Source organism: Lentzea aerocolonigenes (assembly GCF_000955955.1).
Taxonomy (GTDB): domain Bacteria; phylum Actinomycetota; class Actinomycetes; order Mycobacteriales; family Pseudonocardiaceae; genus Lentzea; species Lentzea aerocolonigenes_A.
Genome location: NZ_JYJG01000139.1, coordinates 25,828 through 50,669 on the forward strand (window position 1 = coordinate 25,828; position 24,842 = coordinate 50,669).

Below are 24,842 nucleotides of genomic sequence, written 5' to 3' on the forward strand. Positions count from 1 at the left end.
GCTACAGAACGACGTTCACCAGGCGGCCGGGGACCACGATCACCTTGCGCGGCTCGCCACCGGCGACCAGCTCGGCGATCTTCTCCTCGGCCAGCGCCGCGGCCTTGATCTCGTCCTGCGAGGCAGCAGCCGAGACCACGACCCGCGAGCGGACCTTGCCGTTGACCTGGATCGGGTACTCGACCGTGTCCTCGACCAGGTACTGCTGGTCCGCCTTGGGGAACGGGCCGTGCGCCAGCGAGTCGCCGTTGCCCAGCCGAGTCCACAGCTCCTCGGCCACGTGCGGCGCCTGCGGGGCCAGCATCAGCACCAGCGGCTCGGCCAGGGCCCGAGGGGTCCCGCCCGAGTAGTGCTTGGTGACGAAGTTGTTCAGCTCGATCAGCTTCGCGCCGGCCGTGTTGTAGCGCAGGTTCGCGTAGTCGTCGTGCACGCCGGCGATCGTCTTGTGCAGCAGCCGCAGCGCCTCGACCGAAGGCTCTTCGTCCACGACGCGCAGCGAGCCGTCGGTCTCGTCGACCAGGTTGCGCCACAGACGCTGCAGGAACCGTTGCGCGCCGACGACGTCCTTGGTCGCCCACGGACGGGACACGTCCATCGGGCCCATGGACATCTCGTAGAACCGGAAGGTGTCGGCGCCGTAGTTCTCGCACATCTCGTCCGGCGTGACGACGTTCTTCAGGCTCTTGCCCATCTTCCCGTACTCGCGGGAGACCTCTTCGCCGTTGTAGAAGTACTTGCCGCCGTCCTCGATGACCTCGGTCGCCGGCACGTACGAGCCGCGGGCGTCGACGAACGCGTACGCCTGGATGTAGCCCTGGTTGAACAGGCGGCGGTACGGCTCGTCGCCGGTCAGGTGGCCCAGGTCGAACAGGACCTTCTGCCAGAAGCGCGAGTACAGCAGGTGCAGGACCGCGTGCTCGACGCCGCCGATGTACAGGTCGACGCCACCGGGGTCGGTCGGGCCGTGCTCGGCCGTGCGCGGGCCCAGCCAGTACTTCTCGTTCTCCGGGTTGACGAACCGCTCGGTCTCGGCCGGGTCGACGTAGCGCAGCTGATACCAGCACGAACCCGCCCAGTTGGGCATCGTGTTCGTGTCACGGCGGTAGGTCTTGACGCCATCGCCCAGGTCCAGCTCGACGGTCGTCCACTCAGTGGCGCGCGACAGCGGCGGCGACGGCTCGGTGTCCGCGTCCTCCGGGTCGAAGGTGCGCGGCGAGTAGTCGTCGACGTCCGGCAGCTCGATCGGCAGCATCGACTCCGGCAGCGGGATCGCGGTGCCGGCCTCGTCGTAGACGACCGGGAACGGCTCGCCCCAGTAGCGCTGGCGGCTGAACAGCCAGTCGCGCAGCTTGAACTGGACCGTGCCGTGGCCGTGGCCGTTCTCCTCCAGCCAGCCGATGATCGTCTTCTTGGCGTCGTCGATCGCCATGCCGTCCAGGAACCCGCTGTTCACGGCGGGTCCGTCGCCGGTGTAGGCGTCGCCCTCGAAGCCTTCCGGCGGCTGGACCGTGCGGATGATCGGCAGGTCGAACTTCTTCGCGAAGTCCCAGTCGCGCTGGTCCTGGCCGGGGACGGCCATGATCGCGCCGGTGCCGTAGCCCATCAGCACGTAGTCGGCGATGTAGACCGGGATTTCCTTGCCGTTCACCGGGTTCGTGGCGTACGCCCCGGTGAAGACGCCGGTCTTCTCCTTGTTCTCCTGACGGTCCAGTTCGGACTTCAGGGACGCGGCGCGCCGGTACGCGGCGATGTCTGCCACGCGATCGGGCGTCGCAATCTGGTCCACCAGCTCGTGTTCCGGTGCCAGGACCATGTAGGTCGCGCCGAACAACGTGTCCGGCCGGGTCGTGAAGACCTCAATGTTCTCGTCTCCCACCGCGAATCGGACTCGGGCACCGTGCGAGCGCCCGATCCAGTTGCGCTGCATGGCCTTGACCTTGTCCGGCCAGTCCAGCCGGTCCAAGTCGTCGATCAGCCGGTCCGAGTACGCGGTGATGCGCATCATCCACTGGCGCAGGTTTTTCCTGAACACCGGGAAGTTGCCACGCTCACTGCGACCGTCCGCGGTGACCTCTTCGTTCGCCAGCACAGTACCCAGTCCCGGGCACCAGTTGACGGGCGCCTCCGACAAGTAGGCCAGCCGGAATTCGCCCAAGATCCTTTGCTGGTCGGCAAAAGACAGCTCAGACCACTTGCGACCGTCCTCGACGGGGCGTTCGCCGGACTCGAACTGCGAGATCAACTCGGCGATCGGACGGGCTCGCTTCGCGTCCGCGTCGTACCAGGAGTTGAAGATCTGCAGGAAGATCCACTGGGTCCACTTGTAGTAGCCCGGGTCGATCGTCGAGATGCGGCGACGCTCGTCGTGGCCCAGCCCCAGCCTGCGGATCTGGCGCAGGTAGGTGTTGATGTTGGCTTCGGTCGTCTTGCGCGGGTGCTGACCGGTCTGCACCGCGTACTGCTCGGCGGGCAGGCCGAACGCGTCGAAGCCCATGGTGTGCAGGACGTTGCGGCCGTTCATGCGGTGGTAGCGCGCGAAGACGTCCGTGCCGATGAAGCCCAGCGGGTGGCCGACGTGCAGGCCGGCGCCACTCGGGTACGGGAACATGTCCTGCACGAACAGCTTGTCGTTCGGGACGTCGCCCTTGAGCGCACCCACGGGGTTCGGCGCGTGGTAGGTGCCGTGGTCCTCCCAGTACCGCTGCCACCGCTCCTCGATCTGGTTCGCCAGCTCTGCGGTGTAGCGGTAGGCGGGGATCTCCGCCGCGTCCGTGCTCATCTCAACGTCCCTCTCAACATCGTTCCTGCCCCTGACATGACGAAACCCCCCAGCCCAGATGGGCATGGAGGGCGGCCGCGCCGACCGTCTTGCGATCAGGTCGTCGCGGCTAGATAAGGAGCAGGCGGGCCGTGCTCATGTCCTCAACGGTATCAGCGCACCGCAAGCGGCATGCACGGGGCGGTGGCGCTGAGCACACCAGAGCGGGGTGAGTGCGAGGTGAAGCGCGGATCCGTCTTACCCTCATGGGGTGAACATCGTGCTGTCGGTCGTCCTGGGTGTGCTCGGCGTCGCTCTCGGCGCGGTCGGTCTGCTGGGTCTGCAGGGCAAGCTGCGCCGCAACCGCTACGTCGGCGTGCGCACGGCGGCGGCACTGCGCGACGAGGAGACGTTCGCGCTGGCCAACCGCGTTGCCGGGGTGCCGAACGTGGCGGCGGGCGTCGTCGCGATCGTGTCCGGCGCGATGTCGTTCGTCATGGCCGACCTGGCCGTCACCGCTGGGATCATCGGACTGGTGGGTGCGCTCGCGATCGCCTTTGCCGGCGGCATCGTCGGTAGCCGGGCGGCGGCGCTGGTGCCGGAGCCGGTCAAGCCCAAGGGGTGCGGTGGCTGTGCCTGCGGTGGTGGCGGTTGCTCGCCGCTCGCCGGTCTGTAAACCGAAGTTTCACGTGAATCAGTTCTGATTCAGTTCTCGCGGACGTCCTTGGGATAGGTGGACAGCAGCGCCAGCGGCATGCCCTGCCGGCGCAGCACCCGGCCCCACAGGTCGACGTTCGCGCCGACGAGCACGTCGTCGGCCAGTCCGGTCACGACGATCCAGTCGCCGCGCTCGATCTCACCCGCGAGCTGGCCCTCGCCCCAGCCCGAGTAGCCCGCGAACACCCGCAGGCCGCGCACCAGCGGCATCAGGTCTTCCGGCTCGGCGTCGAGGTCGATCAACGCGACCGGGCCCTGCACGCCGACCAGACCCTCCACTGCGGACGGGTCGGTGCCCGCCTTCAAGGCCGCCAGGCACAGCGCCGTCTTCTGCTCGACCGGGCCGCCGATGTAGATGCACTGCGGCTTCGTCACGTGCGGGCCCCACGGCGGCAGTACGTCGTGCACCGCCACGTCGGACGGGCGGTTCAGCACGACGCCGAGGGTCCCCTCAGGACGTTGGTCGATGATGTAGACGACCGTGCGCGTGAAGTTCGGGTCGTTCAGGCTCGGGGCGGCAACCAACAGGGAGCCTGGCTCGACCTCGGCATCGGGACGCACGTCACCATGAAATCATCCGTGATCGCCGGAACAACTCAGGGCCGCGCCCCGTTAGACTCAGGTGTCGGATGTCTTTGTGTCCCCCGGGCTCAACAGACAACCGCCTTCGCGGAATACCGTACGGCTGGAGCCGCGTAGTGCACCGCGCCGTGAGGCGACCTGGCATCCGATCCAGGGGAGCCGGACCGAGAGGTCCGGCTTTCGTGGTTTTCACCCCGGCGCGCCTAGAGTGCAACGGTGACAACGCTTGCGGTGGAGAGACACCACTGGGGATCACGCCGCTTCCTCGGCATCCCCGAGTACCGCAGGCTCCTCGCCACCCGGCTCGCGTCCCAGTGGGGTGACGGACTCTTCCAGGCCGGGCTCGCGGGCGCGGTTCTCTTCAACCCAGAGCGGCAGGCCGATCCCGCGGCGATCGCTGCTGGGTTCGCCGTGCTCCTGCTGCCGTACTCGCTCATCGGGCCGTTCGCGGGTGCGCTGCTCGACCGGTGGGACCGCAAAAAAGTCATCGTCGTGGCGAACGTCTCACGCGCGGCGTTCGTCCTGTTCACCGCTCTCGCGGTCGGTGCCGGGCTGAGCGGGCTGCCGCTCTACGTCTCCGCCCTCGTCGTCATGGGCATCGGCCGGTTCGTCGGTTCCGGCCTGTCGGCCTCGCTGCCGCACGTCGTCGACGAGAGCCATCTGGTCGAGGCGAACGCGCTGGCCACGACGGCGGGAGCGATCACAGCGGTGATCGGTGCCGCCTGTGCGATCGGGTTCCGCACGCTGCTGGGTGCCGGTGACGGCGGCTCCGGGTGGACCACCAGCATCGCGCTGATCGGCATGCTGACCAGCGCGTTCATCGCCAGCAGGTTCAAGGCGGGCGTGCTCGGGCCGGACGAGGTCGACGAGCCGCACAGCGCCTTCAAGGCCGTCGCGCGAGGTCTGCTGGACGGCGCGAAGGCCACCTGGCACACCCCGAGCGTCCGGGCCGGGCTGGCCGCACTGCTCGCGCACCGCGCCGCGTTCGGCGTGAGCCTCATGGTCACGCTGCTGCTGATGCGCTACAGCCTGCACGACGTCGGCATCCTCAAGGCCGGCATCGGCGGGCTCGGCGAGATCGCCGTCGCGGGCGGAGCCGGCATCCTGCTCGCCGGCATCCTCACCGACCGGATCGTCGACAGGTTCGGCGTGAAGACCACGATCTGCGGCGCGCTGCTGCTCACGGCCGCCGCCCAGATCGGGCTCGGGCTGCCGATGACGCTGCCGACCATCCTCGCGGCCGGGTTCGTGGTCATCTTCGCCGGTCAGATCGTCAAGCTGTGCGTGGACACCGCGGTGCAGCACGACGTCGGTGACGAAGTGCGCGGCCGGGTCTTCTCCCTCTACGACACGCTTTTCAACGTCGCTCAGGTCACCGCGGTGTCCATCACGGCGACGGTGGTCCCCCTGGACGGGCGTTCGCCCGGTCTCCTGCTCACCGCCGCCGGCCTCTACCTGATCGGGCTGGGCGCCTACCTGTCCCTGCTACCGCGGAAACGGCAGGTGCAACATCCCGGCCTCGTGCGCGAAGACGACGGCAGCCACCCGATCGGGTAGATCCAGGCGCCGGAGGATGTCGGCCACCTCGGCGGCCACCTGCTGCTGCCCGATGCCGAGCACCCGCGCGATCTCGTGGTCGGCGTGACCACGCGCGAGACACCGCAGCACCGCCCGTTGGTCGTCGGTCAGCACTTCCAGGTCGCGCACGTCCGGACCTGCGGAGAGTCCCCAAGTGAACATCTGCATCACCCCCATGAGCACTGCCCATGGTGCAGCCCCGCGCTGTCAGTTCGCTAACGCGGGGATTTCATTCGCTCACCATGCGTCACGCAGATGGCGGAGTGATGCCCTGTTCACGCGCCCAGTCGAGGAGAGCGGCCTCGGCCTCGTCGCGGTCCAGCGGCCCGCGGTCGAGCCGCAGTTCCTTGAGGAACTTCCACGCCGCACCGACCTGCGGACCAGGTGGCAGGCCCAGCATCTTCATGATCTCGTTGCCGTCGAGGTCCGGCCGCACGCGCGCGAGGTCTTCCTCGGCCGCGATGCGCGCGATGCGTTCCTCGAGAGAGTCGTAGGTCCGCTTCAGCAGGTTCGCCTTGCGCTTGTTGCGGGTCGTGCAGTCGGCGCGGACGAGCTTGTGCAACCGCGTCAGCAGGTCACCCGCGTCCGTCACGTACCGGCGCACGGCCGAGTCGGTCCACTCGCCGTTGCCGTAGCCGTGGAACCTCAAATGCAGGTAGACGAGCTTGGCGACGTCCTCGGTGATCTCCTTCGAGTACCGCAACGCCCGCAAGCGCTTGCGGACCATCTTCGCGCCCACGACCTCGTGGTGGTGGAACGAGACACCGCCGCCGGCCTCGAACTTCCGGGTGGCCGGCTTGCCGATGTCGTGCAGCAGCGCCGCGATCCTCAGCACCAGATCGGGTGATTGATCAACATCTTCAAGATCAATTGCCTGCTCGAGCACAACCAGCGAGTGGTGGAAGACGTCCTTGTGTTGATGATGTTCGTCGATCTCCAGCTTCATGGCCGTGAGCTCGGGCAACACGATGTCGGCCAGCCCGGTCTCCACCATGAGCTCGATGCCGCGGCGGGGGTGCGCCCCGCACAGGAGCTTCGAGAGCTCCACCTGCACTCGCTCCGGCGTGATGCGGGCGAGTTCGCCTGCCATCGACCGCATCGCCTCGATCACCCGAGGCGCCGCGGTGAAGCCGAGCTGGGAGACGAACCGGGCAGCGCGCAGCATCCGCAACGGGTCGTCGCCGAACGACTCCTGCGGGGTCGCCGGTGTGTCCAGCACGCCGTCCCGCGCGGCCTGGAGGCCTCCGGTCGGGTCGACGAACTCGCGGGCCACGACGTCGAACGCCATGGCGTTGACCGTGAAGTCGCGCCGGACCAGGTCGCCGTCGATGCTGTCGCCGAAGGTCACCTCCGGGTTGCGGGTGACGCCGTCGTAGACGTCCGCGCGGAAGGTCGTGATCTCGATGATCTCGCCCTTCTTCGAGGCGCCGACCGTGCCGAACGCGATGCCGGTGTCCCACTGGGCGTCCGACCAGCCGCTGAGCAGCTTCTGGATCTCCGCGGGACGCGCGTCGGTGGTGAAGTCGAAGTCGTTCGTCGGGCGCCCCAGCACGGCGTCGCGCACACTGCCGCCCACGAGGTAGAGGCGCTTGCCCTCGGCGGCGAACCGAGCGGCGAGCTCGGCGACGACTGGAGTGATGGTGGGCTCTTCCACCACCGCATTCTGCTGGAGCGATCGAGACACGAGAAACCAGCGTACTTAAGGTTCGTAAGTACGATCGGCCGTATGCCCCCGTCAGCCGCAAGATCCGGAGGAGGTCCCAAGCCGGGCCGCCGGAAGAGGCGCAGGGGCCGCAGGCTCAAAACCGTCGACGAGACGTCGGCTGGTGGCCTGGTGCTCGACGGTGAGCAGCGGGCCGCGGTGATCGGCAGACTTGACCGGCGTGGCCGGTTGCTGTGGTCTTTGCCGAAGGGTCACATCGAGGCCGGCGAGACCGCGGAACAGACCGCGGTGCGCGAGGTCGCCGAGGAGACCGGTATTCATAGCAGGGTGCTTCGCCCGTTGGGGTCGATCGACTACTGGTTCGTCGCTGACGACCGCCGGGTGCACAAGACGGTTCACCACTTCCTCCTCGAAGCGCTGGGGGGAGAGCTTTCCGACGAAGACGTGGAGGTCACCGAGGTGGCGTGGGTGCCACTCGGCGAGCTGGACGAGCGACTCGCGTATGCCGATGAGCGCCGTCTGGTCCGCCGAGCCGCCGAACTGCTCGCCGACCGCTGCCGGGACGGGGCTGAGTCGGCGTGAGCGTGAGGAAGCTCGTCTGCACAGCCGCCGTCGCCGCGTTCCTGGTGACAGCCACGCCGCTCGCGGGCGCCGTGGAGCAGTCCCAGCCGGACCAGACCGACGCGCTGCCGTTCCTGCCCGACGGTCCCCAGGTGTGGGCGACCAGAACCCTCGCCGCCCAGCCGGGCCAGCCGCAGCCGCAGTTCCTGCGGCTCGACATCGCCCAGCTCACCCCCCGGTTCGTCACGAGCGACTCGCCGGGCACGGTCAAGATCACCGGCAAGATCGTCAACGTCGGTGACCGCAAGGTGTCCGACATCGTGCTGCGCCTGGAGCGCGGCGAGTCGCTCGACACCGAGGACGACCTGCGCAAGGCGTTGCGGGAGCCTGCCGCGGCCGAGTTCGTCCAGCCGAACTTCACCAAGGTCGCGGACGAGCTCGAGGCCGGTCAGCAGAAGGACTTCACGCTCGAGGTGCCGTTGCGCGGCACCGAGCCGACGTCGCTCGCGATCGACCAGCCCGGCATCTACCCGATCCTCGCCAACATCAACGGCCGGCCGGACTACGGCGGCCAGGCGCGGCTCGCGGCCCTCTCGACGCTGCTGCCCGTGCTGGGAGTGCCCGGCGGCGAGACCAAGGGCAGGCCGGGCGCACCGAGCAAGCTGACCGTCCTGTGGCCCATCGCGGACCGGCCGCGGCTGGTCAGGACCGGTGGCGAGGGCGAGTCCGAGCTGGTCGACGACGACCTCGCGGCGTCGCTCTCGGCCACCGGGCGGCTGTACGGCCTGCTGCAGGCCTACGAGCAGGCGATCCCGGCGATGAGCACCTCGATGTGCCTCGCGATCGACCCGGACCTGCTGCGCACGATCCAGGCGATGAGCACCGGCTACAAGATCCGCGGCGGCATCGAGGGCAAGGGCAAGGCCGAGGCGAAGCTGTGGCTCGACCGGCTCAAGCTCGCCGTCACGGGCCGTTGCGTCGTCGCGCTGCCGTACGCCGACGCCGACCTCGTGGCGTTGAACAGGGCGAAGCTCCCGAACATGCGGACGCTCGCGCTGAACGACGGCTCGAAGCTGATCCAGCAGATCCTCGGTGTGCAGCCGCTGCCGGACTTCGTGTGGCCAGAGGACGGCGTGCTGGACCAGTCGACGTTCGACGAGCTGGTCACGCCGCAGCCCGACCAGAAGTACACCGGTATGAAGTCGGTCCTGCTCGACCCGACCGGCCTGGCCGACGCGCCGGGCACGGCTCCGGTCGGCATCGGCGGCAAGCACCCGGTGACCGCCGTGAAGATCGACTCGATGGTCTCGGACGCGCTGCAGGGCAGTGCCTCCAAGCCGCGCACGCTCTCCGGAGTCACCACGCCGGTCGAGAGCCAGCCGGTGTCCGTGCAGAACGCGCTGTCCGTGCTGGTGTTCCGCGCCGGCTGGCAGGGCGACGGGCGGAACGTGCTGGTCACGCCGCCGCGCCGGTGGAACGCGCCGCTCGCGGAGATGACCGAGTTCCTGAGCGCCGCCCAGAAGCTGCTCGGCAGCGGCTACGCGACCCAGACCGGTCTCGAGGAGCTGACCACCGCCACCCCGGCGACGACGAACGCCAAGGTCTCCTACCCGCCGGAGGCCGGCGCGCGCGAGGTCTCGACCACGATCTCCGACGAGGTGACCAAGCAGAGCCTCGAGCTCGGCGGCCTGGTCGCGTCCATGCAGCAGGAGGACAAGGAGCACACCGCTCCCGCCGACCTGGCCGACCCGTTGTGGCTCGGCCTGCTGCGCGCGATGTCCGGTGCGTGGCGGCAGAACGAGGAGGGCGCGCGGTCCGCCGCGTACATCAGCCAGGACGAGCTGAACTCGCTGACCGGCATGGTCGGCGTGACGCCGCCCGCGAGCCCGATCCTGCTCGGCTCCGGCGACAGTCCCATTCCAGTGACGATCACGAACAAGCTCGACGTCCGCGTCACCGTGCGGATCGTGCTGGCCGACACGCCGGGAATCCGCAAGCTCGACCTCGCTGACCAGGTACTTCCCGCCCGCGGCGAGCGCGTCGTGCGGGTGCCGGTCGAGGTGCTGCGGTCCGGCCGGTTCCCCGTCAACGTCCGGCTGACCACTCCCGAGGGCGTCGCTCTCGGTGACACTGTCAAGCTGGAGGTGTCGTCGTCCGCCTACGGCACCATCACGGTGATCGTCACCGTGATCGCCGCGATCGCGCTCGTCCTGCTCTCCGGACGACGCATCTACAAGCGGGTTCGCGCTCGCAACGGCGAGAACGGCGGCGCACCGTCCATCGAGAACGTCACACCGGAGAAGTCGAGCGCGTGAGCGAGACAGCCACGACCACCGAGCCAGAGCAGCAGAAGCAAGCACCGTCGGTCGCGAAAGCCAGCGGCTCGATGGCGATCGCGACGATCGTCAGCCGGGCCACCGGGCTGCTGTCGAAGGTGCTCCTGGTCGCCGTCATCGGCGGTGAGACGCTTGGTGACTCTTACCAGGCGGCATCGACGCTGCCCACCATGATCAACGAGCTGCTCCTCGGCGGCGTGCTGACCAGCGTGGCGATCCCGCTGCTGGTCCGCGCCGAGAAGGAGGACGGTGACGGCGGTGAGTCGTACGCACAGTGGCTGATCACCATGGGCACGCTGATCCTCGGTATCGGCACGGTCCTCGCGATGGTCTGCGCGCCGCTGCTCACGGACGTCTACATCTCCGACTCGCCGACCGCGAACGCCCCGCTGGTCACGGCGTTCGCGTACCTGGTGCTTCCCGGCATCGTGTTCTACGGCTTGACAGCACTTCTCAGCGCCGTGTTGAACGCACGGCACGTGTTCGGCATCCCGACGTGGGCGCCGGTGCTGAACAACCTCGTCGTGATCGTCGTGCTGGCCGTTTACGCGATGCTGCCCGGCGAAATGACGCTCAACCCGGTCCGGATGACCGACGTGCACCTGCTGGTGCTCGGTCTCGGCACCGCGCTCGGCGTCGCCGTGCAGGCATCCGTGCTGGTCCCGGCGCTGAAGAAGACGGGTTTCCACTTCAAGTGGCGGTTCGGCTGGGACTCGCGGCTGTCGGAGTTCGGCAACCTCGCGTTCTGGGTGCTGCTGTACGTCGGGCTCGGCCTGGCGAGCATGACGGTGCTGACGAACGTCGCGACGAACGCCAAGGGCACCCTGACGGCGTTCAACTACCAGTGGCTGATCGCCCAGGTGCCCTACGGCGTGCTGGGTGTCTCGCTGCTGACCGCGCTGATGCCGAAGATGAGCCGGGCGGCCGCGCACAACGACAACGACTCGATCGTTCGCGACCTGCTGTTCGGCAACCGCATGTCGTCGATCCTGCTGATGCCGTTCAGCGCGCTGATGACGGTCTCCGGTGTGTCCATCGGTCTCGCCGCCTTCGCGTACGGCGAGGCGGGGGTCGTGACCGGTACCCGGATCGGCCTGGCGCTCTCGCTCTCGGCGTTCAGCCTCGTCCCGTACGCGGTCACGCTGCTGCAGCTGCGCGTCTTCTACGCGATGAAGGACGCCCGCACGCCTACGTACATCCAGGCGATGATGGTCGCGGTCCGCATCGGTCTGCTGTACCTGTTCCTCGCGGTGGCCGAGCCGGGTGACGCCACCCAGCTCGCTGTCGGCGTGTCTCTCGCGATGTCGCTCAGCTTCGTCTTCGGCGCGGTGGTTGGTCAGGTTTGGCTGCGGATCCGGCTCGGCCGGCTGCGGACGGGCTTCACGATCTGGACGGTCTGTCTGACCGTGGTGGCGTCCTCGCTGGCGTTCGCGGTGGCCAAGGGCGTCAACTGGCTGATCCAGAACGGGTTCGGAATCTCGGACGTGCATGTAGCCAGTTGGGTCGAGGTCGTTGTGGTGACGTTGATCGGTCTGCCACTCGCGTTCGGCCTTTTGGCGGCGTTCCGGGTACCCGAGATGAAGCCGGCCATCGACAAGATCAACCGTTTGGTGCGGCGGCGGTGACGCCGGGCCGCGAGCGTCGTCCCGTACCCTCGTGCCTGTGAGTAGCGGAGTTAGCGCCGCCCTGGTCCCCGGTGGCGTCATCGGCAACGGCCGGTACCGGCTGCTCGCGAAGTCCGGCGCCGACGACAGGTCCCGCGCGGAACTGTGGCGCGCCAGGGACGGTCAGCTCAACCGGGACGTGGCGCTGACGGTGCTGCTGGGCGATCTGGCGGACAACGACGCCGCCGCCCGTGCCCGCCGGACGGTCGAACGCGCGATGCACGCGGCCTCGTTCACGCACCCCGGCGTCTCCAGGGTCATCGACGTCCTGACGCCCGGCACCGGAATCCGGCCGGACGAGGGCATCCTCGGCATGGTCATCGCCGAGTGGACCCAGGGCACGGACCTGATGGACCTGATCGCGGAGGGCCCGCTGCCCGCCGGCGCCGCGACCCGCCTGCTCGAACCGCTGGGCGCCGCCATCGAGGGCGCGCACCACGCCGGTCTCGTGCTGGGCGCCGACCACCCGCAGCGCATCCGGGTCACCTCGGACGGCCGGCTGCGCCTCGCGTTCCCCGGTCCTCGGCCGGACGCGATCGCGCGCGACGACGTCAAGGGCCTGGGCGCGATCCTGTACCTGCTGCTCACCGGCCGGTGGGCGCTGCCGGGCGGCCCCAGCAGCGTGCCCGTCGCGCCGACCGGGCCGGACGGCTCCGTGGTGGCGCCGAACGCGTTGCACCCGTACCTGCCGCACGAGCTGTCGTCCGTCGCGGTGCGGTCGCTGGAGGACACGTCGGTCGGCGGCATCCGCACGTCCGCCGCGATCCTGCAGGTCCTCGACCAGATCGCGGCCGAGGAAGCCGAGACCTCGCTCATCTCGCCCGTGTCGTCGTCCCGCTCTCGTGATGACGATGACGACGCCGTGGTGTGGACGACGCAGCGGCCGAGGCAGGACAAGCAGCAGAAGAAGAAGCTGTGGATCAGCGTCGGCGTGCTCGCGCTGGCCACGCTGACCGTGATCGTGTGGCTGAGCGTGCAGATCGTCGGGTTCTTCAGCGACGAGCCCTCGCGCGGCGGCGGCCCGACCGTGGTGATCAACCAGCCTGGTTCGAACGGGCAGAGCGCACCCGCGGCCTCGCCCGCGGGACCTGTGCAGCCGGGCCGGATCGGCGTCTACGACGTGACGAACCAGCCGGACAACGCGAACCAGGCGAGCCGCGCGGTCGACAACAACGCGAGCACGTTCTGGCGCACCGACAACTACTTCCAGCCGTTCCCGACCCTGAAGCCGGGCATCGGCCTGATGGCGTCGTTCGCGGAGCCGGTGCGGCTGGCGTCGATCACGATCACCTCGCCCAGCAAGGGCACTCGCGTCGAGATCCGGGTGGCGTCCGCGCTGGACGCGCCGCTCGAGGAGACCAAGAGGATCGGCGTCGCGGAGCTGTCGGACGGCCAGACGCAGATCCAGCTCAACGAGCACGAACCGACCGGTCACGTGCTGATCTGGATCACGCAGCTGACCAACTCGGGCGGCGGCAAGAACCAGTCGGAAATCCGCGAGATCCTCTACACCCGCGCCCAGTAACCGCACGCGTGGTCCCGACCGGATGATCTGTGATCAGCCTCGCTAAAGTGCTTGCCGTGACCGCCGCAGCCAGCTCGGACGCCGATCTCATCTCGGCCCACGCCGCAGGTGACCCGTACGCGTTCTCGGAGCTGGTCAAACGGCACCGCGACCGGATGTGGGCGGTGGCGTTGCGCACGCTGCGCGACCCAGAGGAAGCCGCGGACGCGCTGCAGGAGGCGTTCATCTCGGCCTTCCGCGCCGCCTCGTCGTTCCGCGCGGAGTCACAGGTCACCACCTGGCTTCACCGGATCGTGGTCAACGCGTGCCTCGACCGGATGAGACGACGACAAACAAGACCGACAGTGCCCCTGCCCGAGGCCGGTCCCGGCGAGCCCGTCGCGCCCCGTGACGCGATGAGCGACCGCGAGACCAGCCTCATGGTGCAGGCAGCGCTGATGGAGCTGCCGGAGGAGCAGCGGGCGCCCATCGTGCTCGTGGACGTCGAGGGGTACTCGGTCGCCGAAACGGCGCAGCTCCTGGGCATCGCGGAAGGCACGGTCAAGAGCAGGTGTGCGCGGGGTCGCGCCAAGCTCGCCAAAGTTCTCGGGCACCTCAGGAACCGAATCGCAGATGCGAACGTCCCAGCTGACGGTGTGAATGTGCAAGAGCAACGTCAGTGGGAGGGCCGATGACCGGCATGGAGCGCGTGCCGATGGGTCCGCCGTGGTCGGTAGACCTCATCGCGGATCTGCACGCGGGCGTGCTGCCCCCTGAGGTCGCCGCACAGCTGCGCCCGAGGGTCGAGGCGGACCCTGACGCCAGGGAGATCCTGCAGGCGCTGGACGCCACGCTGGAGGACCTGCAGGCGTTGCCGCCGATCCCCATGCCCGACCACGTGGCGGCACGGATCGACGCGGCGCTGGCCGCGGAGGCTCGTCCCGGCATCGCACCGGTCGTGTCGCTCAACGACGCCCGCAAACGCCGCAACCGCAGGCTCGGCCTCGGTGGGGCGGGCGTGCTGGTCGCGGCCGCCGCGGCGTTCGGCATCGTGCTTGCCGTTTCCCCTGGCGGGCAGCAGCCCTCGAACCAGGCCAAGCCCGCTCCGACGACCTCGTCCCAGAACGCCGCCCCGCCGCTCGCGCTGAAGAGCGACCAGCTCGGCTCCGCGGTCGGTGACGTGCTCAAAGCCCAGAACTTCGGCCCGCTGGAGACCCCGGACCGCCTGGCCGGCTGCCTCAAGGGCGGCGGCATCACCAGTTCCGGCAACCCGCTCGGCATCAGCCCGATCACGCTGGACGGCAAGGACGCCGTGATGGCGATCCTGCCCGCCGGTCTGGGCCAGTACCGCCTGGTCGTGCTGGATCCGAAGACCTGCGGACCGGACAAGCCGGAAGGCGTTCTCGCGAACACGACGATCGGCCGCTAGGTAGTCGTTCAAGTCACGGAATTAGCTGCACCTACGATCCGTTGAGCCAGTCAGACGACGAGATCGAGGAGTTGCAGAGCCGTGAGCGTGCGCAACGTGATCATCATTGGATCGGGACCGGCGGGCTACACCGCGGCGGTCTACGCGGCACGCGCGCAGCTGGAGCCCCTGGTCTTCGAGGGTTCGCAGTACGGCGGCGCCCTCATGACGACGACCGAGGTGGAGAACTACCCCGGCTTCCGCGACGGCATCATGGGCCCCGAGCTCATGGAGCAGATGCGCGAGCAGGCGCAGCGCTTCGGCGCCGAACTGCGTGCCGAGGACGTCGAGTCGGTCGAGCTGACCGGTGAGATCAAGAAGGTCGTCGCGAACGGCGTCGAGTACGAGGCCAAGGCCGTCATCCTCGCGATGGGTGCCGCGGCCCGCTACCTGAACATCCCCGGCGAGCAGGAGCTGCTCGGCCGCGGTGTGTCGGCCTGTGCGACGTGCGACGGCTTCTTCTTCCGCGACCACGACATCGCGGTCGTCGGTGGCGGTGACACGGCGATGGAGGAGGCGACGTTCCTCACCCGCTTCGCCAAGTCGGTCACGGTCATCCACCGCCGTGAGGAGTTCCGCGCCTCCAAGGTCATGCTCGAGCGCGCCCGCGCCAACGAGAAGATCAAGTGGCAGCTGAACACGCAGGTCACCGACGTGCTGGGTGACGGCACCGTGTCCTCGATCAAGATCAAGGACACGCAGACCGGCGCCGAGTCCGAACTGCCCGTCACCGGCTTCTTCCTGGCGATCGGCCACGACCCGCGCTCGGCGCTGGTCAAGGGCCAGGTCGACCTGGACGCGGAGGGTTACGTCCTGACGAAGGACAAGTCCTCGTACACGAACTTGGACGGCGTGTTCGCGGCCGGCGACCTCGTCGACCACGAATACCGCCAGGCCATCACCGCCGCCGGCTCCGGTTGCAGCGCCGCGATCGACGCGGAACGGTGGCTCGCCGAGCACGGCGAAGAGCACGCCGAGATCGCCGCCGAGGCTGTCGGCGGCGGCTACGGCAAGAGCATCTGAAATTTCTTCACGTTTTTAGGGAGAGAACATGGCAGGCGCCACCGTCACGGTGACCGACAAGTCGTTCGCGGACGACGTGCTGACCAGCGAGAAGCCCGTGCTGGTCGACTTCTGGGCGACCTGGTGCGGCCCGTGCAAGATGGTTGCGCCGGTGCTGGAGGAGATCGCCGCCGAGCACGGCGAGAAGCTCACCATCGCCAAGGTCGACATCGACGCGAACCCGGCGATCGCCCGCGACTACCAGATCATGTCCGTGCCGACGCTGATCCTGTTCCAGGGCGGCCGTCCGGTGAAGCAGATCGTCGGCGCGAAGCCCAAGGCCGCGCTGCTCAACGACCTGCAGGACGTTCTTGCGTGACCTAGAAAGTTGTAACGGCTAACAAGTCGAGTGCAACGCGCAACGTGACCCGCCCGTCTATCGATAAGACGGGCGGGTCACGTTCGTTTCGTACCGGGACGTGATCTCGGAACGACTGTGAGTAGCCCTGCATCGATCACTCTGCGGAGCAGGGCACAATGAGGACTTCCCAACTGACGCGCCGACCAAGTTCGGCGCCCTAGTCGAGCGAGGGTGCATGCAGCTGCTCCGCCGCGGGGACGTCGGAAGTGATGTTGCCGAGATCCGGTCGACCCTGACCAGGCTCGGAATGCTTCCGCCGGCCGACCCCCAGGCGCCGCCGGTGTTCGACCAGCAGGTCGAGCACGCCGTGCGCGCGTTTCAACAGCAGCGGGGGCTGATCATCGACGGCATCGTCGGCCCGGCGACCTACCGCGCGTTGCGCGACGCGACGTTCTCACTCGGCGACCGCCCGCTGGCGTACCTGATGTCGCAGCCGACGACCGGCGACGACGTGCTGATGTTGCAGGAACGCCTGCTGGAGCTGGGCTACGACGCGGGCCGTGCGAACGGCGTGTTCGGCCAGCAGACCGAGCAGGCGCTGAAGAACTTCCAGCGCGACTACGGCCTGATCGTGGACGGCATGTGCGGTCCCGACACCGTGCGCGCGTTGCGCCAGCTGCAGCCGAAGGTCCGCGGTGGCCGTCCGGTGCTGCTGCGCGAGCAGGAGCGGGTCCGCAGCGCGGGGTCGCGCCTGTCCGGCAAGCGGATCGTCATCGACCCAGGCCACGGCGGGCAGGACCGCGGTGTGGTCGTCGACGGCGTGTCCGAGGCCGACCTGATGCTGGACCTGGCCAGGCGGCTCGAGGGCAAGATGGCCGCCACCGGCATGGAGGCGCTGCTCACGCGCGGTCCGGCGAACTGCCCGGACGAGGCGGAGCGCGCCCGGTTCGCGAACGAGGCCGGCGCCGACCTGATCCTGTCGCTGCACGCCGACGGCAACTCCTCGCCACACGCGCAGGGCGTGGCCACGTTCCACTACGGCACGGGCAACGGCACGTCGTCGACCGTGGGTGAGGCGCTCGCCGGGTTCATCCAGCGCGAGGTCGCCGCCCGCACGTCGATGCGGAACTGCGGCTCGCACCCGAAGACGTGGGACCTGCTGCGGCTCACCCGCTGCACGGCCGTCCGCGTCGAGGTGGGCTACCTGACGAATGCCGAGGACCGCGCGCGGCTGGCCACGCCTGGTTTCCGCGACATCGTGGCCGAGGGCATCCTCGTCGCCGTGAAGCGCCTCTACCTGCTGGGCAAGGACGACCAGCCGACGGGCACGTTCACGTTCAACGACCTGCTGCGCTACGAGATGTCGAAGAGCTGACCCGTTCCACGAAAAAGGCCCCCTCTCGCGAGGGGGCCTTTTTGCTGCTCAGACGGGGCGGAAGCTCGGTTCCGCGGTCGAGACGGTGACGCTGTTGAGGAGGCGTTCGAGGGCGGCCTCGACGTCTTCCTTCCACGTGATGGAGCTGCGGAGTTCCATGCGCAACCGGGGCCAGCGCGGGTGCGGCCGCACGGTCTTGAAGCCGACGCTCGTGAGGAAGTCGGCGGGTGTGACGCAACTCGGCTCTTCGTCGTCCGGCCGCATGTCGCCGAACGCCTCGATGGCCTTCACGCCACGACGCGTCAGATCCTTCGCCACGGCCTGCACGAGCACTCGCGCGAGTCCTCCCCCTCGGAACTCGGGAAGAACGTCCAGCGACGTCATGAGGACCGCGTCCGGGCTCACCGGGGACGTGGGGAAGGCGGCACTGCGCGGAACGGCGGCGGGCGGTGCGTAGAACACCGAACCAGCGGGAATCCCGTCGCAGTAGATGAGGCGGCCGCACGACCCCCATTCGAGCAGGACGCTGGAGACCCAGGCTTCCTTCTCGAACTCGGTGTCGCCGTACTCCTCGGCCTGTTCTCGCAGGTGAGGCGCCAGTTCCCAGAACACGCACGTCCTGCTGTGCTTGGAGAGATGCTCCAGGTTGTCCAGCGTGACGCCCACAACGCGTCGCGACACCCCGACCTCCACCCCTAAACACGCACAGTAGACCCGTACGAGGGTAGGCGAATGTGACGGAACCGGGAAGGTACGTGCCCTGAACGGGACGACGGTTACACTCGCTCGGGACATTTCCCATACAGGAGTCCCACATGACTGTGCCCGGACAGCCCGCCAAGCAGGGCCCCAGAAGCCTCGACCCCCACCTCCGCCGCTACGCAGCGCGCACGGCAGGGATGACGGCATCGGAGATCCGGGCACTTTTCGCAGTCGCGTCCCGTCCTGAGGTCGTATCGCTGGCCGGCGGCATGCCGCACCTGGCCGCGCTGCCCCTGGAGTCGTTGTCCGCGGAGATCGGTCAGCTCGTCGCCACCGAGGGCCTGGTGGCGTTGCAGTACGGCTCGGCGCACGGTGTTCCGCTGCTGCGCGAGCAGATCTGCGACGTGATGGCGATGGAAGGCATCAACGGGCACCCGGACGACGTGGTGGTGACCGTCGGCTCGCAGATGGGCCTCGACATGGTCACCCGGATCTTCTGCGACCCCGGTGACGTGGTGATCGCGGAGGGGCCTTCATACGTCGGCGCTCTCGGGTCGTTCACGGCGTACCAGGCGCATGTCGTCCACGTGGCGATGGACGCTGACGGGCTCGTGCCGTCGTTGCTGCGAGAGGCTCTCGAGGCTTGTAAACGCGCTGGTCAGCGGGTCAAGTTCCTCTACACGATCCCGAATTTCCACAACCCGGCCGGCGTGACGCTGGCGGTGTCGCGGCGCGCCGAGATCCTGGAGATCTGTCGTTCGTACGGCGTTCTGGTCGTCGAGGACAACCCGTACGGCCTGCTGGGGTTCGACGGTCAGACGTACCCGGCTCTGCGGTCGATGGACCCGGACAACGTCGTGTACCTCGGGTCGTTCTCGAAGACGTTCGCGGCCGGACTGCGGGTCGGCTGGGTGCTGGCACCGCACGCGGTGCGCGAGAAGCTGGTGCTGGCGGCCGAGTCCGCCACTCTGTGCCCGCCGACGCTGAACCAGATGATCGTCTCGCGGTACCTCTCGACGCAGGACTGGAAAGGTCAGATCAAGACCTACCGAGAGGCGTACCGGGAACGCCGGGACGCGGCGGTGTCGGCGCTCGAGCAGCACATGCCGCAAGGTTCCACGTGGAACATTCCGAACGGCGGCTTCTACGTCTGGGTGACGGTGCCGGAGGGCATCGACACGAAGGCGATGCTGCCCCGCGCCGTGACCGCCCGTGTGGCGTACGCGTCGGGCACCGGTTTCTACGCGGACGGCTTCGGTTCCCGCCAGCTGCGGATCTCGTACTGCTACCCGACGCCGGAGCGCATCCGGGAGGGCGTCCGCCGCCTGGCGAACGTCATCGAGGAAGAGATGCAGCTGCACGCGACGTTCGGGGCGACGCCGGGCCGTCAGCTGTCCGGTCCGCAGACCCCGTCGCCCGACACCGCCTGATCCTTGGAGTTTTGCTGTGGCTGACCGCATGGTCGCTGTGCTGTCCGGTGGGCTCTCCCACGAACGCGAGGTCTCGCTCCGCTCCGGCCGCCGGTTGTCGGCTGCCCTGCGGTCGGTGGGCGTGACAGTGGAGGAGTGGGACGCCGACTCGACGTTGCTGACGCGTCTCCGGTCCTCCCGCCCGGACGCCGTCGTCGTCGCTCTGCACGGCGGCGAGGGTGAGAACGGGTCGGTGCAGGCGATCCTCGAGATGCTCGGGGTGCCGTACGTCGGGACCGACTCGCGGGCGTGCCGTCGTGCGTGGGACAAGCCGACCGCGAAGGCCGAACTGGCTCGCGCCGGACTGATGACGCCGGAGTGGGTCGTCCTGCCGCACGCGACGTTCCGGGAGCTGGGCGCACAGCCCGTGCTGGACGCGATGGTCTCGACTTTGGGGCTGCCGTTGATGCTCAAGCCGGACCAGGGCGGGTCGGCGCTCGGGGCTCAGGTCGTGCGTGACGCCGCCGAGCTGCCGGCCGCGATGGTCGGGTGCCTGGCGTACGGCGACACCGTGCTGGCCGAGCAGTTCATCTCCGGGGTGGAGGTGGCGGTGACCGTGGTGGACGGACCTGATGGCCCTTACTCCCTGCCCGCGGTCGAGATCGTCGCGGAGACCGGGGTGTACGACTACACCGCTCGGTACACGGCGGGGCTGACGGACTTCCACGCGCCGGCTCGGCTGGACGCTGTCGCCGCCAAGGCGGTCGGGGAGCTCGCGGTGGCGGCGCACCGGTTGCTCGGGCTGCGGGACGTGTCGCGGACCGACGCCGTGGTGGCTGAGGACGGCACAGTCTACTTCCTCGAAGTGAACGTGTCTCCGGGACTCACCGAGACGTCGCTTCTGCCGATGGCGGTCGAGGCGGCGGGGCAGTCGTTGGGCGAGATCTACGCCGGCCTGATCGAGCGCGCCGTCGCTCGTTGAGCGTGACCAAACAGTGAGCCGCTCACTGCACTCTGGGTTGAGTCCGAATGATTTGACTCTGGGGGAGTGCATGAGAGCTCGCATGGTCATCGCAGGCGTGGCCGCCATCGCGGCCACCCTCGGCGTTGTCGCGCCGGCGTTCGCGGCTGAGCAGATCGACTGCTCGGCCGGGAGTGCCGCGGTGAAGATCCACTGGACCGACGCGTCCGGCGCTCAGCAGATCAACTGCTACGGCGGCGCCGGCGCTCTCCACGTCGGCCTCCCGCGCTCGTCGAGTGTCGAGGCGGGGCGCAACAGCGGTTGGGTCGAGGTTGCGGATCCGGTCGGCGCGACCACCCGGCGCTTCTTCGGCCCCGGTGAGGTCGTCGCCACCGGCTATCAGACGCTGACGAAGATCTACGTCGGCTGATCAAAATAGGTGACGCCCCGTATCCGTTTCGGATGCGGGGCGTCATCGTCACCGTGACATAAGGCCCGTGGGTGATCCTATGGGCCTACTCCGATGCCCGAATTGTCGCTTCTGGGCTCATCAGTCCGATGATCCTTTCAAGATCGTCAACTGACCCGAATTCGACGACGATCCGGCCCTTCCGCTGCCCGAGTTCGACCTTCACGCGGGTGTCGAAGTTGTCCGAGAGGCGCTCGGCGAGCTCCTGCAGACCCGGCGCGTGCATCTGCTTGCGCGGAGCGGCCTTCTCCTTCTTCGGCTTCTCGTTCTTGGCGAGCGTCACCGCTTCCTCGGTCGCGCGGACCGACATGCCCTCGGCAACGATCTTCGCCGCGAGGTCTTCCTGCGTGCCGGGGTCGTCGAGCCCGAGCAGCGCCCGTGCGTGGCCGGCGCTCAGCACGCCTGCCGCGACCCGTCGCTGGACGGGGAGGGGGAGCTTGAGAAGGCGGATCGTGTTCGTGACGACGGGACGGCTGCGGCCGATGCGGTCGGCGAGCTGCTCGTGCGTGACGCCGAACTCCTCGAGCAGCTGCTGGTAGGCCGCCGCTTCTTCGAGCGGGTTGAGCTGGACGCGGTGGATGTTCTCCAGCAGCGCGTCGCGCAGCATCACGTCGTCGGCGGTCTGCCGCACGATCGCCGGGATGGTCTTGAGCCCGGCTTGCTGCGTGGCCCGCCACCTGCGCTCGCCCATGACGAGCTCGTAGGTGTCCGCGGTGAGCTCACGCACCACGATCGGCTGCATGAGCCCGAACTCCTTGATGGAGAACGACAGCTCGTCGATCGCGTCCTGGTCGAACACCTGGCGCGGCTGCTTCGGGTTCGTCTTGATCGCGGTGACCGCGACCTCGCGGTAGACCGCCCCGGCGATCTCACCGATCGCCTGGGTCTTCGTTGCCCCGTTGCCGGCCGCGGCAGGCCGGATGGTGCTGGGCGCACCGGGCGGAGGACCCTGCGGGATCAAAGCGGCCAGGCCGCGCCCGAGTCCGCCCTTGCGCTGCTCCGTCATGCGCCCTCCTCCTTGGCCCCGCGGATCGCGATCTCCTTGGCGGCGTCGAGGTAGCTCATCGACCCGCGCGAGCCCGGGTCGTACGTCAACACCGTCTGACCGAATCCTGGTGCCTCGGAGACCTTCACGCTGCGCGGAATCACCGTCTTGAGGGCGACGTCGCCGAAGTGGCCGCGCACCTCGCTGGTCACCTGGTCGGCGAGCTTGGTGCGACCGTCGTACATCGTGAGGAGGATCGTCGAGATGCCGAGGTCCGGGTTGAGGTGCTGCTGCACGAGCTCGATGTTGCGCAGCAGCTGGCTCAGACCCTCCAGCGCGTAGTACTCGCACTGGATCGGGATGAGCACCTCCTGGGCGGCGACCATCGCGTTGACGGTCAGCAGGCCGAGGCTCGGCGGGCAGTCGATGAAGACGTAGTCGGGGTTGATCGCGTCGAGCGCTTCCGGGCTCAGCGCTTCCTTGAGCCGCGACTCGCGGGCCACCATCGAGACGAGCTCGATCTCGGCACCGGCGAGGTCGATCGTCGCGGGCACGCAGAACAGGTTCGGGGACGTCGGGCTGACCTGAGCCGCCTCGGCGATGGAGATCTCGCCGATGAGCACCTCGTAGACGCTCGGCGTGCCACTGCGGTGCTCAACCGCGAGCGCCGTGCTGGCGTTCCCCTGCGGGTCGAGGTCGATCACGAGCGTCTTGAGCCCGTGGATGGCGAGAGCGGCGGCGAGATTAACCGTGCTCGTCGTCTTGCCGACGCCGCCCTTCTGGTTCGCGACCGTGATCACCCGTCGGTGAGTCGGCCGGGGGAGCAGTGACTCGTCGGGGTGCAGCACGCTTGCCGCACGAGCCGCCTCTTCTGCAATCGGGGTCCACACCACGGCGCTGTCATCTCCGTTGTTGGTCGGCTTCGCTTTGGTTTTGGGAGGCTCGGTTTCACGTGGAACATCGGCTGACTGGAACTCCGGGTACACGCTCACCGATCCTTCCTCGTCTGGCGCTCGACGATCAGCACCGTCGTAGGCACCTCAAGTACGTCCGCTCCCACGACGACGACTGTTCCGTTCACGCCCCCCAGGCGTCGGACGGCAGTCCCATCGCGGTCCAGCTCTTCCTGCGCGCGCTCACCCTTGAGCGCCACCATCCGCCCGCCACCCTTGAGAAGCGGAAGGCACCACTTCGCCAGCTTCTCCAGCGGAGCCACCGCACGAGCCGTGGCCACGTCGCAGTTGAGGAGCTGCTTCCGCACCGGCCCTTCTTCGGCACGCCCGCGGAGGACGGTCACGTTGTCGAGCGCCAGCCGCTCCTTCACTTCCTCGAGCCACGCGATGCGGCGCGCCATCGGCTCCAGCAGCGTGATCCGGAGATCCGGTCGAGCGATCGCCAGCGGCACGCCCGGCAGCCCGGCACCCGAGCCTACGTCGACCACGCGCTCGTTCTGTCCGAACAGCTCCTCGATCACCGCCGAGTTGAGCACGTGGCGATCCCAAATCTTTTCGACTTCGCGGGGCCCAATGAGCCCCCGCTCGACGCCGTGCTGTTGTAGCAGCCAGACGAACTCGGCAGCACGGTCAACGTGCTCACCGAAGACGAGCTTCGCGTTGTCGGGCAACTCCCCGGCCATGTTCTCCGTCCGTGAGCGTTTCACGTGAAACCACGCGGCGGCTGCAACGTACGGCGGCCGGTGGAAAAGCTGGCGAATGCCAGGGCACCATCATGACGGATCGACCGTGCGCTCCGCCAAATCCTGAGCGCCGTTTCACGTGAAACTTGGGGGAAAGTTGCGTCCAACCATCTACACGGTCGCTCATCCGGGCCCCGGCGTCGTTTCCACGATGGCTCACCCGGTCGGCGGGGCGTTTCTGGAAGCCAAGATGCGCGGGCTGCGTCACCTCGGCGTCGACGTCCTCGTGTCGGCTCAGACCGACAGCGAGCGGGCGGAGTGCGATCTCGTGGACGAGGAGCGGGTGGCGGTGGCTGCCGGTCTTCGCTACGTCTGCTTCCCGATCGAGGATCGGACGGCGCCGTTGGTGGCTGACGCGGCGGCGTGCGTTCGGCCGCTCCATGCGCTGTACCGGGAGGGGGCGCATGTGGTGTTCCACTGCTGGGCGGGGATCGGGCGGTCGTCGTTGTTGGCGGCGATGTTGTTGGGGATGGATGGGGTGGAGCCGGCTGCGGCTTGGGGGTTGATCGCGGCAGCTCGGGGATTTGCGGTACCGGATACGCGGGCGCAGGAGGAGTGGCTGGATGGTTGGTGGCGGGGGAGGGAGGGTTTGTTTCACGTGGAACGGTGAGGGAGCGGTGTGGGGGCGGGCTCTTCGGCTGGCTTCTCGGCCTTCGCCTGCCTCGCCCTCCGCCTGCCTCGCCCTCCGTATGCCTGGCTCTCCGTATGCCTGGCTCTCCGCGACTGATGCCTTCCGCATGGCAACGCGCCAGCAGTTACTAGCGCGCCAGCCGCAAGCGCGCGAGCTTCCTGCGCCCGTCCTGTTGCCGGCTGGCTCATGGCACCGCCTTGTCGTCACACGACTTGTCAGGCATCGGTCTGTCGATCACCGATTGCCATCCGGCGGCCGAAGCCGTTGGTCGGGGGCTTCGGGTGGTCCTGCGGCGTGGGCTGGTCGCGTTCCAGCGGAGGGGTCACCTTGCGGGCGATCGGTCGCCGTGCGTAGGTGGGCGTGTAGGTCGCATACGGGCCGGTGCCGGTCATCGCCGCTTCGCGACGATGGCGATCGGGC

General features: G+C 68.5%; 24 protein-coding genes. 15 read left to right on the forward strand and 9 right to left on the reverse strand.

Translation table 11 applies throughout. The features are described 5' to 3' along the window. Position 1 precedes the first annotated feature (1 nt). On the reverse strand, positions 2 to 2,779 hold the full coding sequence (gene leuS, locus UK23_RS20965) for a leucine--tRNA ligase (protein ID WP_045313276.1): 2,778 nt from the start codon (positions 2,777 to 2,779) through the stop codon (positions 2 to 4). A 250-nt stretch (positions 2,780 to 3,029) separates the two neighbouring features. Here leuS and UK23_RS20970 point away from each other — a divergent pair, with 250 nt between their 5' ends. Continuing rightward, on the forward strand, positions 3,030 to 3,434 hold the full coding sequence (locus tag UK23_RS20970; protein ID WP_052684865.1) for an SdpI family protein: 405 nt from the start codon (positions 3,030 to 3,032) through the stop codon (positions 3,432 to 3,434). A gap of 29 nt (positions 3,435 to 3,463) precedes the next feature. Here UK23_RS20970 and UK23_RS20975 read toward each other — a convergent pair whose 3' ends face one another. Next, the gene (locus UK23_RS20975; protein WP_045313277.1) at positions 3,464 to 4,036 is read right to left on the reverse strand and encodes a YqgE/AlgH family protein; all 573 of its coding nucleotides are present in this window, start codon (positions 4,034 to 4,036) and stop codon (positions 3,464 to 3,466) included. Positions 4,037 to 4,273: 237 nt separating this feature from the next. Between UK23_RS20975 and UK23_RS20980 the strand changes: the two genes are divergently transcribed. Beyond that, complete coding sequence (locus tag UK23_RS20980; RefSeq protein WP_082114833.1) at positions 4,274 to 5,614, forward strand: MFS transporter; 1,341 nt, start codon at positions 4,274 to 4,276, stop codon at positions 5,612 to 5,614. On the opposite strand, the gene UK23_RS50415 is transcribed toward UK23_RS20980, so the two are convergent. Together UK23_RS50415 and UK23_RS20985 are read right to left on the reverse strand one after the other, a co-directional pair. Beyond that, positions 5,543 to 5,797, reverse strand: coding sequence for a helix-turn-helix domain-containing protein (locus tag UK23_RS50415; RefSeq protein ID WP_196777804.1), 255 nt, complete (start codon positions 5,795 to 5,797; stop codon positions 5,543 to 5,545). The genes UK23_RS20980 and UK23_RS50415 overlap by 72 nt on opposite strands. Positions 5,798 to 5,882: 85 nt before the next feature. Next, positions 5,883 to 7,319 carry a CCA tRNA nucleotidyltransferase gene (locus tag UK23_RS20985; RefSeq protein WP_045313278.1) on the reverse strand — a complete coding sequence of 479 codons (1,437 nt, stop codon included), beginning with the start codon at positions 7,317 to 7,319 and terminating at the stop codon, positions 5,883 to 5,885. Positions 7,320 to 7,361: 42 nt separating this feature from the next. Between UK23_RS20985 and UK23_RS20990 the strand changes: the two genes are divergently transcribed. The 9 genes from UK23_RS20990 (at position 7,362) to UK23_RS21030 (ending at position 17,569) form a co-directional block, all read left to right on the forward strand. Continuing rightward, positions 7,362 to 7,880 carry an NUDIX hydrolase gene (locus UK23_RS20990; protein WP_045313279.1) on the forward strand — a complete coding sequence of 173 codons (519 nt, stop codon included), beginning with the start codon at positions 7,362 to 7,364 and terminating at the stop codon, positions 7,878 to 7,880. After that, on the forward strand, positions 7,877 to 10,174 hold the full coding sequence (locus tag UK23_RS20995; protein WP_156213263.1) for a DUF6049 family protein: 2,298 nt from the start codon (positions 7,877 to 7,879) through the stop codon (positions 10,172 to 10,174). The genes UK23_RS20990 and UK23_RS20995 overlap by 4 nt, the downstream gene beginning before the upstream one ends. Continuing rightward, positions 10,171 to 11,820, forward strand: a complete 1,650-nt coding sequence (gene murJ, locus UK23_RS21000; protein WP_045313280.1) for a murein biosynthesis integral membrane protein MurJ — start codon at positions 10,171 to 10,173, stop codon at positions 11,818 to 11,820. The genes UK23_RS20995 and murJ overlap by 4 nt, the downstream gene beginning before the upstream one ends. Positions 11,821 to 11,857: 37 nt before the next feature. Then, positions 11,858 to 13,384 (forward strand): protein kinase family protein, encoded by a 1,527-nt coding sequence (locus UK23_RS21005; RefSeq protein ID WP_052684870.1) that lies wholly within the window; start codon positions 11,858 to 11,860, stop codon positions 13,382 to 13,384. A 56-nt stretch (positions 13,385 to 13,440) separates the two neighbouring features. Further along, positions 13,441 to 14,058 (forward strand): RNA polymerase sigma factor SigM, encoded by a 618-nt coding sequence (gene sigM, locus UK23_RS21010; protein WP_045313282.1) that lies wholly within the window; start codon positions 13,441 to 13,443, stop codon positions 14,056 to 14,058. Further along, positions 14,055 to 14,792 (forward strand): hypothetical protein, encoded by a 738-nt coding sequence (locus UK23_RS21015; RefSeq protein ID WP_045313283.1) that lies wholly within the window; start codon positions 14,055 to 14,057, stop codon positions 14,790 to 14,792. Before sigM ends, UK23_RS21015 begins: the two co-directional genes overlap by 4 nt. An 81-nt stretch (positions 14,793 to 14,873) precedes the next feature. Then, positions 14,874 to 15,854, forward strand: coding sequence for a thioredoxin-disulfide reductase (gene trxB, locus UK23_RS21020; protein ID WP_045313284.1), 981 nt, complete (start codon positions 14,874 to 14,876; stop codon positions 15,852 to 15,854). A 28-nt stretch (positions 15,855 to 15,882) separates the two neighbouring features. Beyond that, entirely contained in the window at positions 15,883 to 16,212 is a 330-nt protein-coding gene (trxA, locus tag UK23_RS21025; protein ID WP_045313285.1) for a thioredoxin, read from the forward strand. A 217-nt stretch (positions 16,213 to 16,429) separates the two neighbouring features. Beyond that, a complete protein-coding gene (locus UK23_RS21030) occupies positions 16,430 to 17,569 on the forward strand; it encodes an N-acetylmuramoyl-L-alanine amidase (RefSeq protein ID WP_045313286.1) in 1,140 nt (379 codons plus the stop codon). Between the two features lie 48 nt (positions 17,570 to 17,617). Here the strand turns inward: UK23_RS21030 and UK23_RS21035 are convergent, their stop codons facing one another. Next, positions 17,618 to 18,250, reverse strand: coding sequence for a GNAT family N-acetyltransferase (locus UK23_RS21035; RefSeq protein ID WP_156213264.1), 633 nt, complete (start codon positions 18,248 to 18,250; stop codon positions 17,618 to 17,620). Between the two features lie 134 nt (positions 18,251 to 18,384). Here UK23_RS21035 and UK23_RS21040 point away from each other — a divergent pair, with 134 nt between their 5' ends. From UK23_RS21040 to UK23_RS21050, 3 genes are all read left to right on the forward strand, one after another. Next, positions 18,385 to 19,701, forward strand: coding sequence for a PLP-dependent aminotransferase family protein (locus UK23_RS21040; RefSeq protein ID WP_045313288.1), 1,317 nt, complete (start codon positions 18,385 to 18,387; stop codon positions 19,699 to 19,701). Between the two features lie 16 nt (positions 19,702 to 19,717). Continuing rightward, on the forward strand, positions 19,718 to 20,662 hold the full coding sequence (locus tag UK23_RS21045; RefSeq protein WP_045313289.1) for a D-alanine--D-alanine ligase family protein: 945 nt from the start codon (positions 19,718 to 19,720) through the stop codon (positions 20,660 to 20,662). 70 nt (positions 20,663 to 20,732) lie between these two features. Beyond that, the gene (locus tag UK23_RS21050) at positions 20,733 to 21,071 is read left to right on the forward strand and encodes a hypothetical protein (RefSeq protein WP_156213265.1); all 339 of its coding nucleotides are present in this window, start codon (positions 20,733 to 20,735) and stop codon (positions 21,069 to 21,071) included. A gap of 85 nt (positions 21,072 to 21,156) precedes the next feature. Here UK23_RS21050 and UK23_RS21055 read toward each other — a convergent pair whose 3' ends face one another. From UK23_RS21055 to rsmG, 3 genes are all read right to left on the reverse strand, one after another. After that, entirely contained in the window at positions 21,157 to 22,116 is a 960-nt protein-coding gene (locus tag UK23_RS21055; RefSeq protein WP_045313291.1) for a ParB/RepB/Spo0J family partition protein, read from the reverse strand. Next, positions 22,113 to 22,988 (reverse strand): ParA family protein, encoded by an 876-nt coding sequence (locus tag UK23_RS21060; protein ID WP_156213269.1) that lies wholly within the window; start codon positions 22,986 to 22,988, stop codon positions 22,113 to 22,115. The genes UK23_RS21055 and UK23_RS21060 overlap by 4 nt, the downstream gene beginning before the upstream one ends. A 95-nt stretch (positions 22,989 to 23,083) precedes the next feature. Beyond that, positions 23,084 to 23,731: a 16S rRNA (guanine(527)-N(7))-methyltransferase RsmG gene (gene rsmG / locus UK23_RS21065; RefSeq protein WP_045313292.1), complete on the reverse strand. Its 648-nt coding sequence runs from the start codon at positions 23,729 to 23,731 to the stop codon at positions 23,084 to 23,086. 211 nt (positions 23,732 to 23,942) lie between these two features. On the opposite strand from rsmG, the gene UK23_RS21070 reads away from it, so the two are divergent. Further along, on the forward strand, positions 23,943 to 24,401 hold the full coding sequence (locus UK23_RS21070) for a protein-tyrosine phosphatase family protein (protein ID WP_196777805.1): 459 nt from the start codon (positions 23,943 to 23,945) through the stop codon (positions 24,399 to 24,401). Between the two features lie 236 nt (positions 24,402 to 24,637). On the opposite strand, the gene UK23_RS51760 is transcribed toward UK23_RS21070, so the two are convergent. Then, positions 24,638 to 24,842, reverse strand: a 205-nt coding sequence (locus UK23_RS51760) for a hypothetical protein (protein WP_231114599.1), incomplete at its 5' end; no start/stop codon positions are given.

Excerpts from the sequence above, each read along its gene's own strand:
- UK23_RS21055 (WP_045313291.1), bottom strand. The coding sequence starts at position 22,116 with ATGACGGAGCAGCGCAAGGGCGGACTCGGGCGCGGCCTGGCCGCTTTG.
- UK23_RS21030 (WP_045313286.1), top strand. The coding sequence starts at position 16,430 with ATGCAGCTGCTCCGCCGCGGGGACGTCGGAAGTGATGTTGCCGAGATC.
- UK23_RS21070 (WP_196777805.1), top strand. The coding sequence starts at position 23,943 with ATGGCTCACCCGGTCGGCGGGGCGTTTCTGGAAGCCAAGATGCGCGGG.
- leuS (WP_045313276.1), bottom strand. The coding sequence starts at position 2,779 with ATGAGCACGGACGCGGCGGAGATCCCCGCCTACCGCTACACCGCAGAG.
- UK23_RS21050 (WP_156213265.1), top strand. The coding sequence starts at position 20,733 with ATGAGAGCTCGCATGGTCATCGCAGGCGTGGCCGCCATCGCGGCCACC.
- UK23_RS21040 (WP_045313288.1), top strand. The coding sequence starts at position 18,385 with ATGACTGTGCCCGGACAGCCCGCCAAGCAGGGCCCCAGAAGCCTCGAC.
- UK23_RS50415 (WP_196777804.1), bottom strand. The coding sequence starts at position 5,797 with ATGTTCACTTGGGGACTCTCCGCAGGTCCGGACGTGCGCGACCTGGAA.
- trxA (WP_045313285.1), top strand. The coding sequence starts at position 15,883 with ATGGCAGGCGCCACCGTCACGGTGACCGACAAGTCGTTCGCGGACGAC.
- UK23_RS20990 (WP_045313279.1), top strand. The coding sequence starts at position 7,362 with ATGCCCCCGTCAGCCGCAAGATCCGGAGGAGGTCCCAAGCCGGGCCGC.
- rsmG (WP_045313292.1), bottom strand. The coding sequence starts at position 23,731 with ATGGCCGGGGAGTTGCCCGACAACGCGAAGCTCGTCTTCGGTGAGCAC.
- UK23_RS21015 (WP_045313283.1), top strand. The coding sequence starts at position 14,055 with ATGACCGGCATGGAGCGCGTGCCGATGGGTCCGCCGTGGTCGGTAGAC.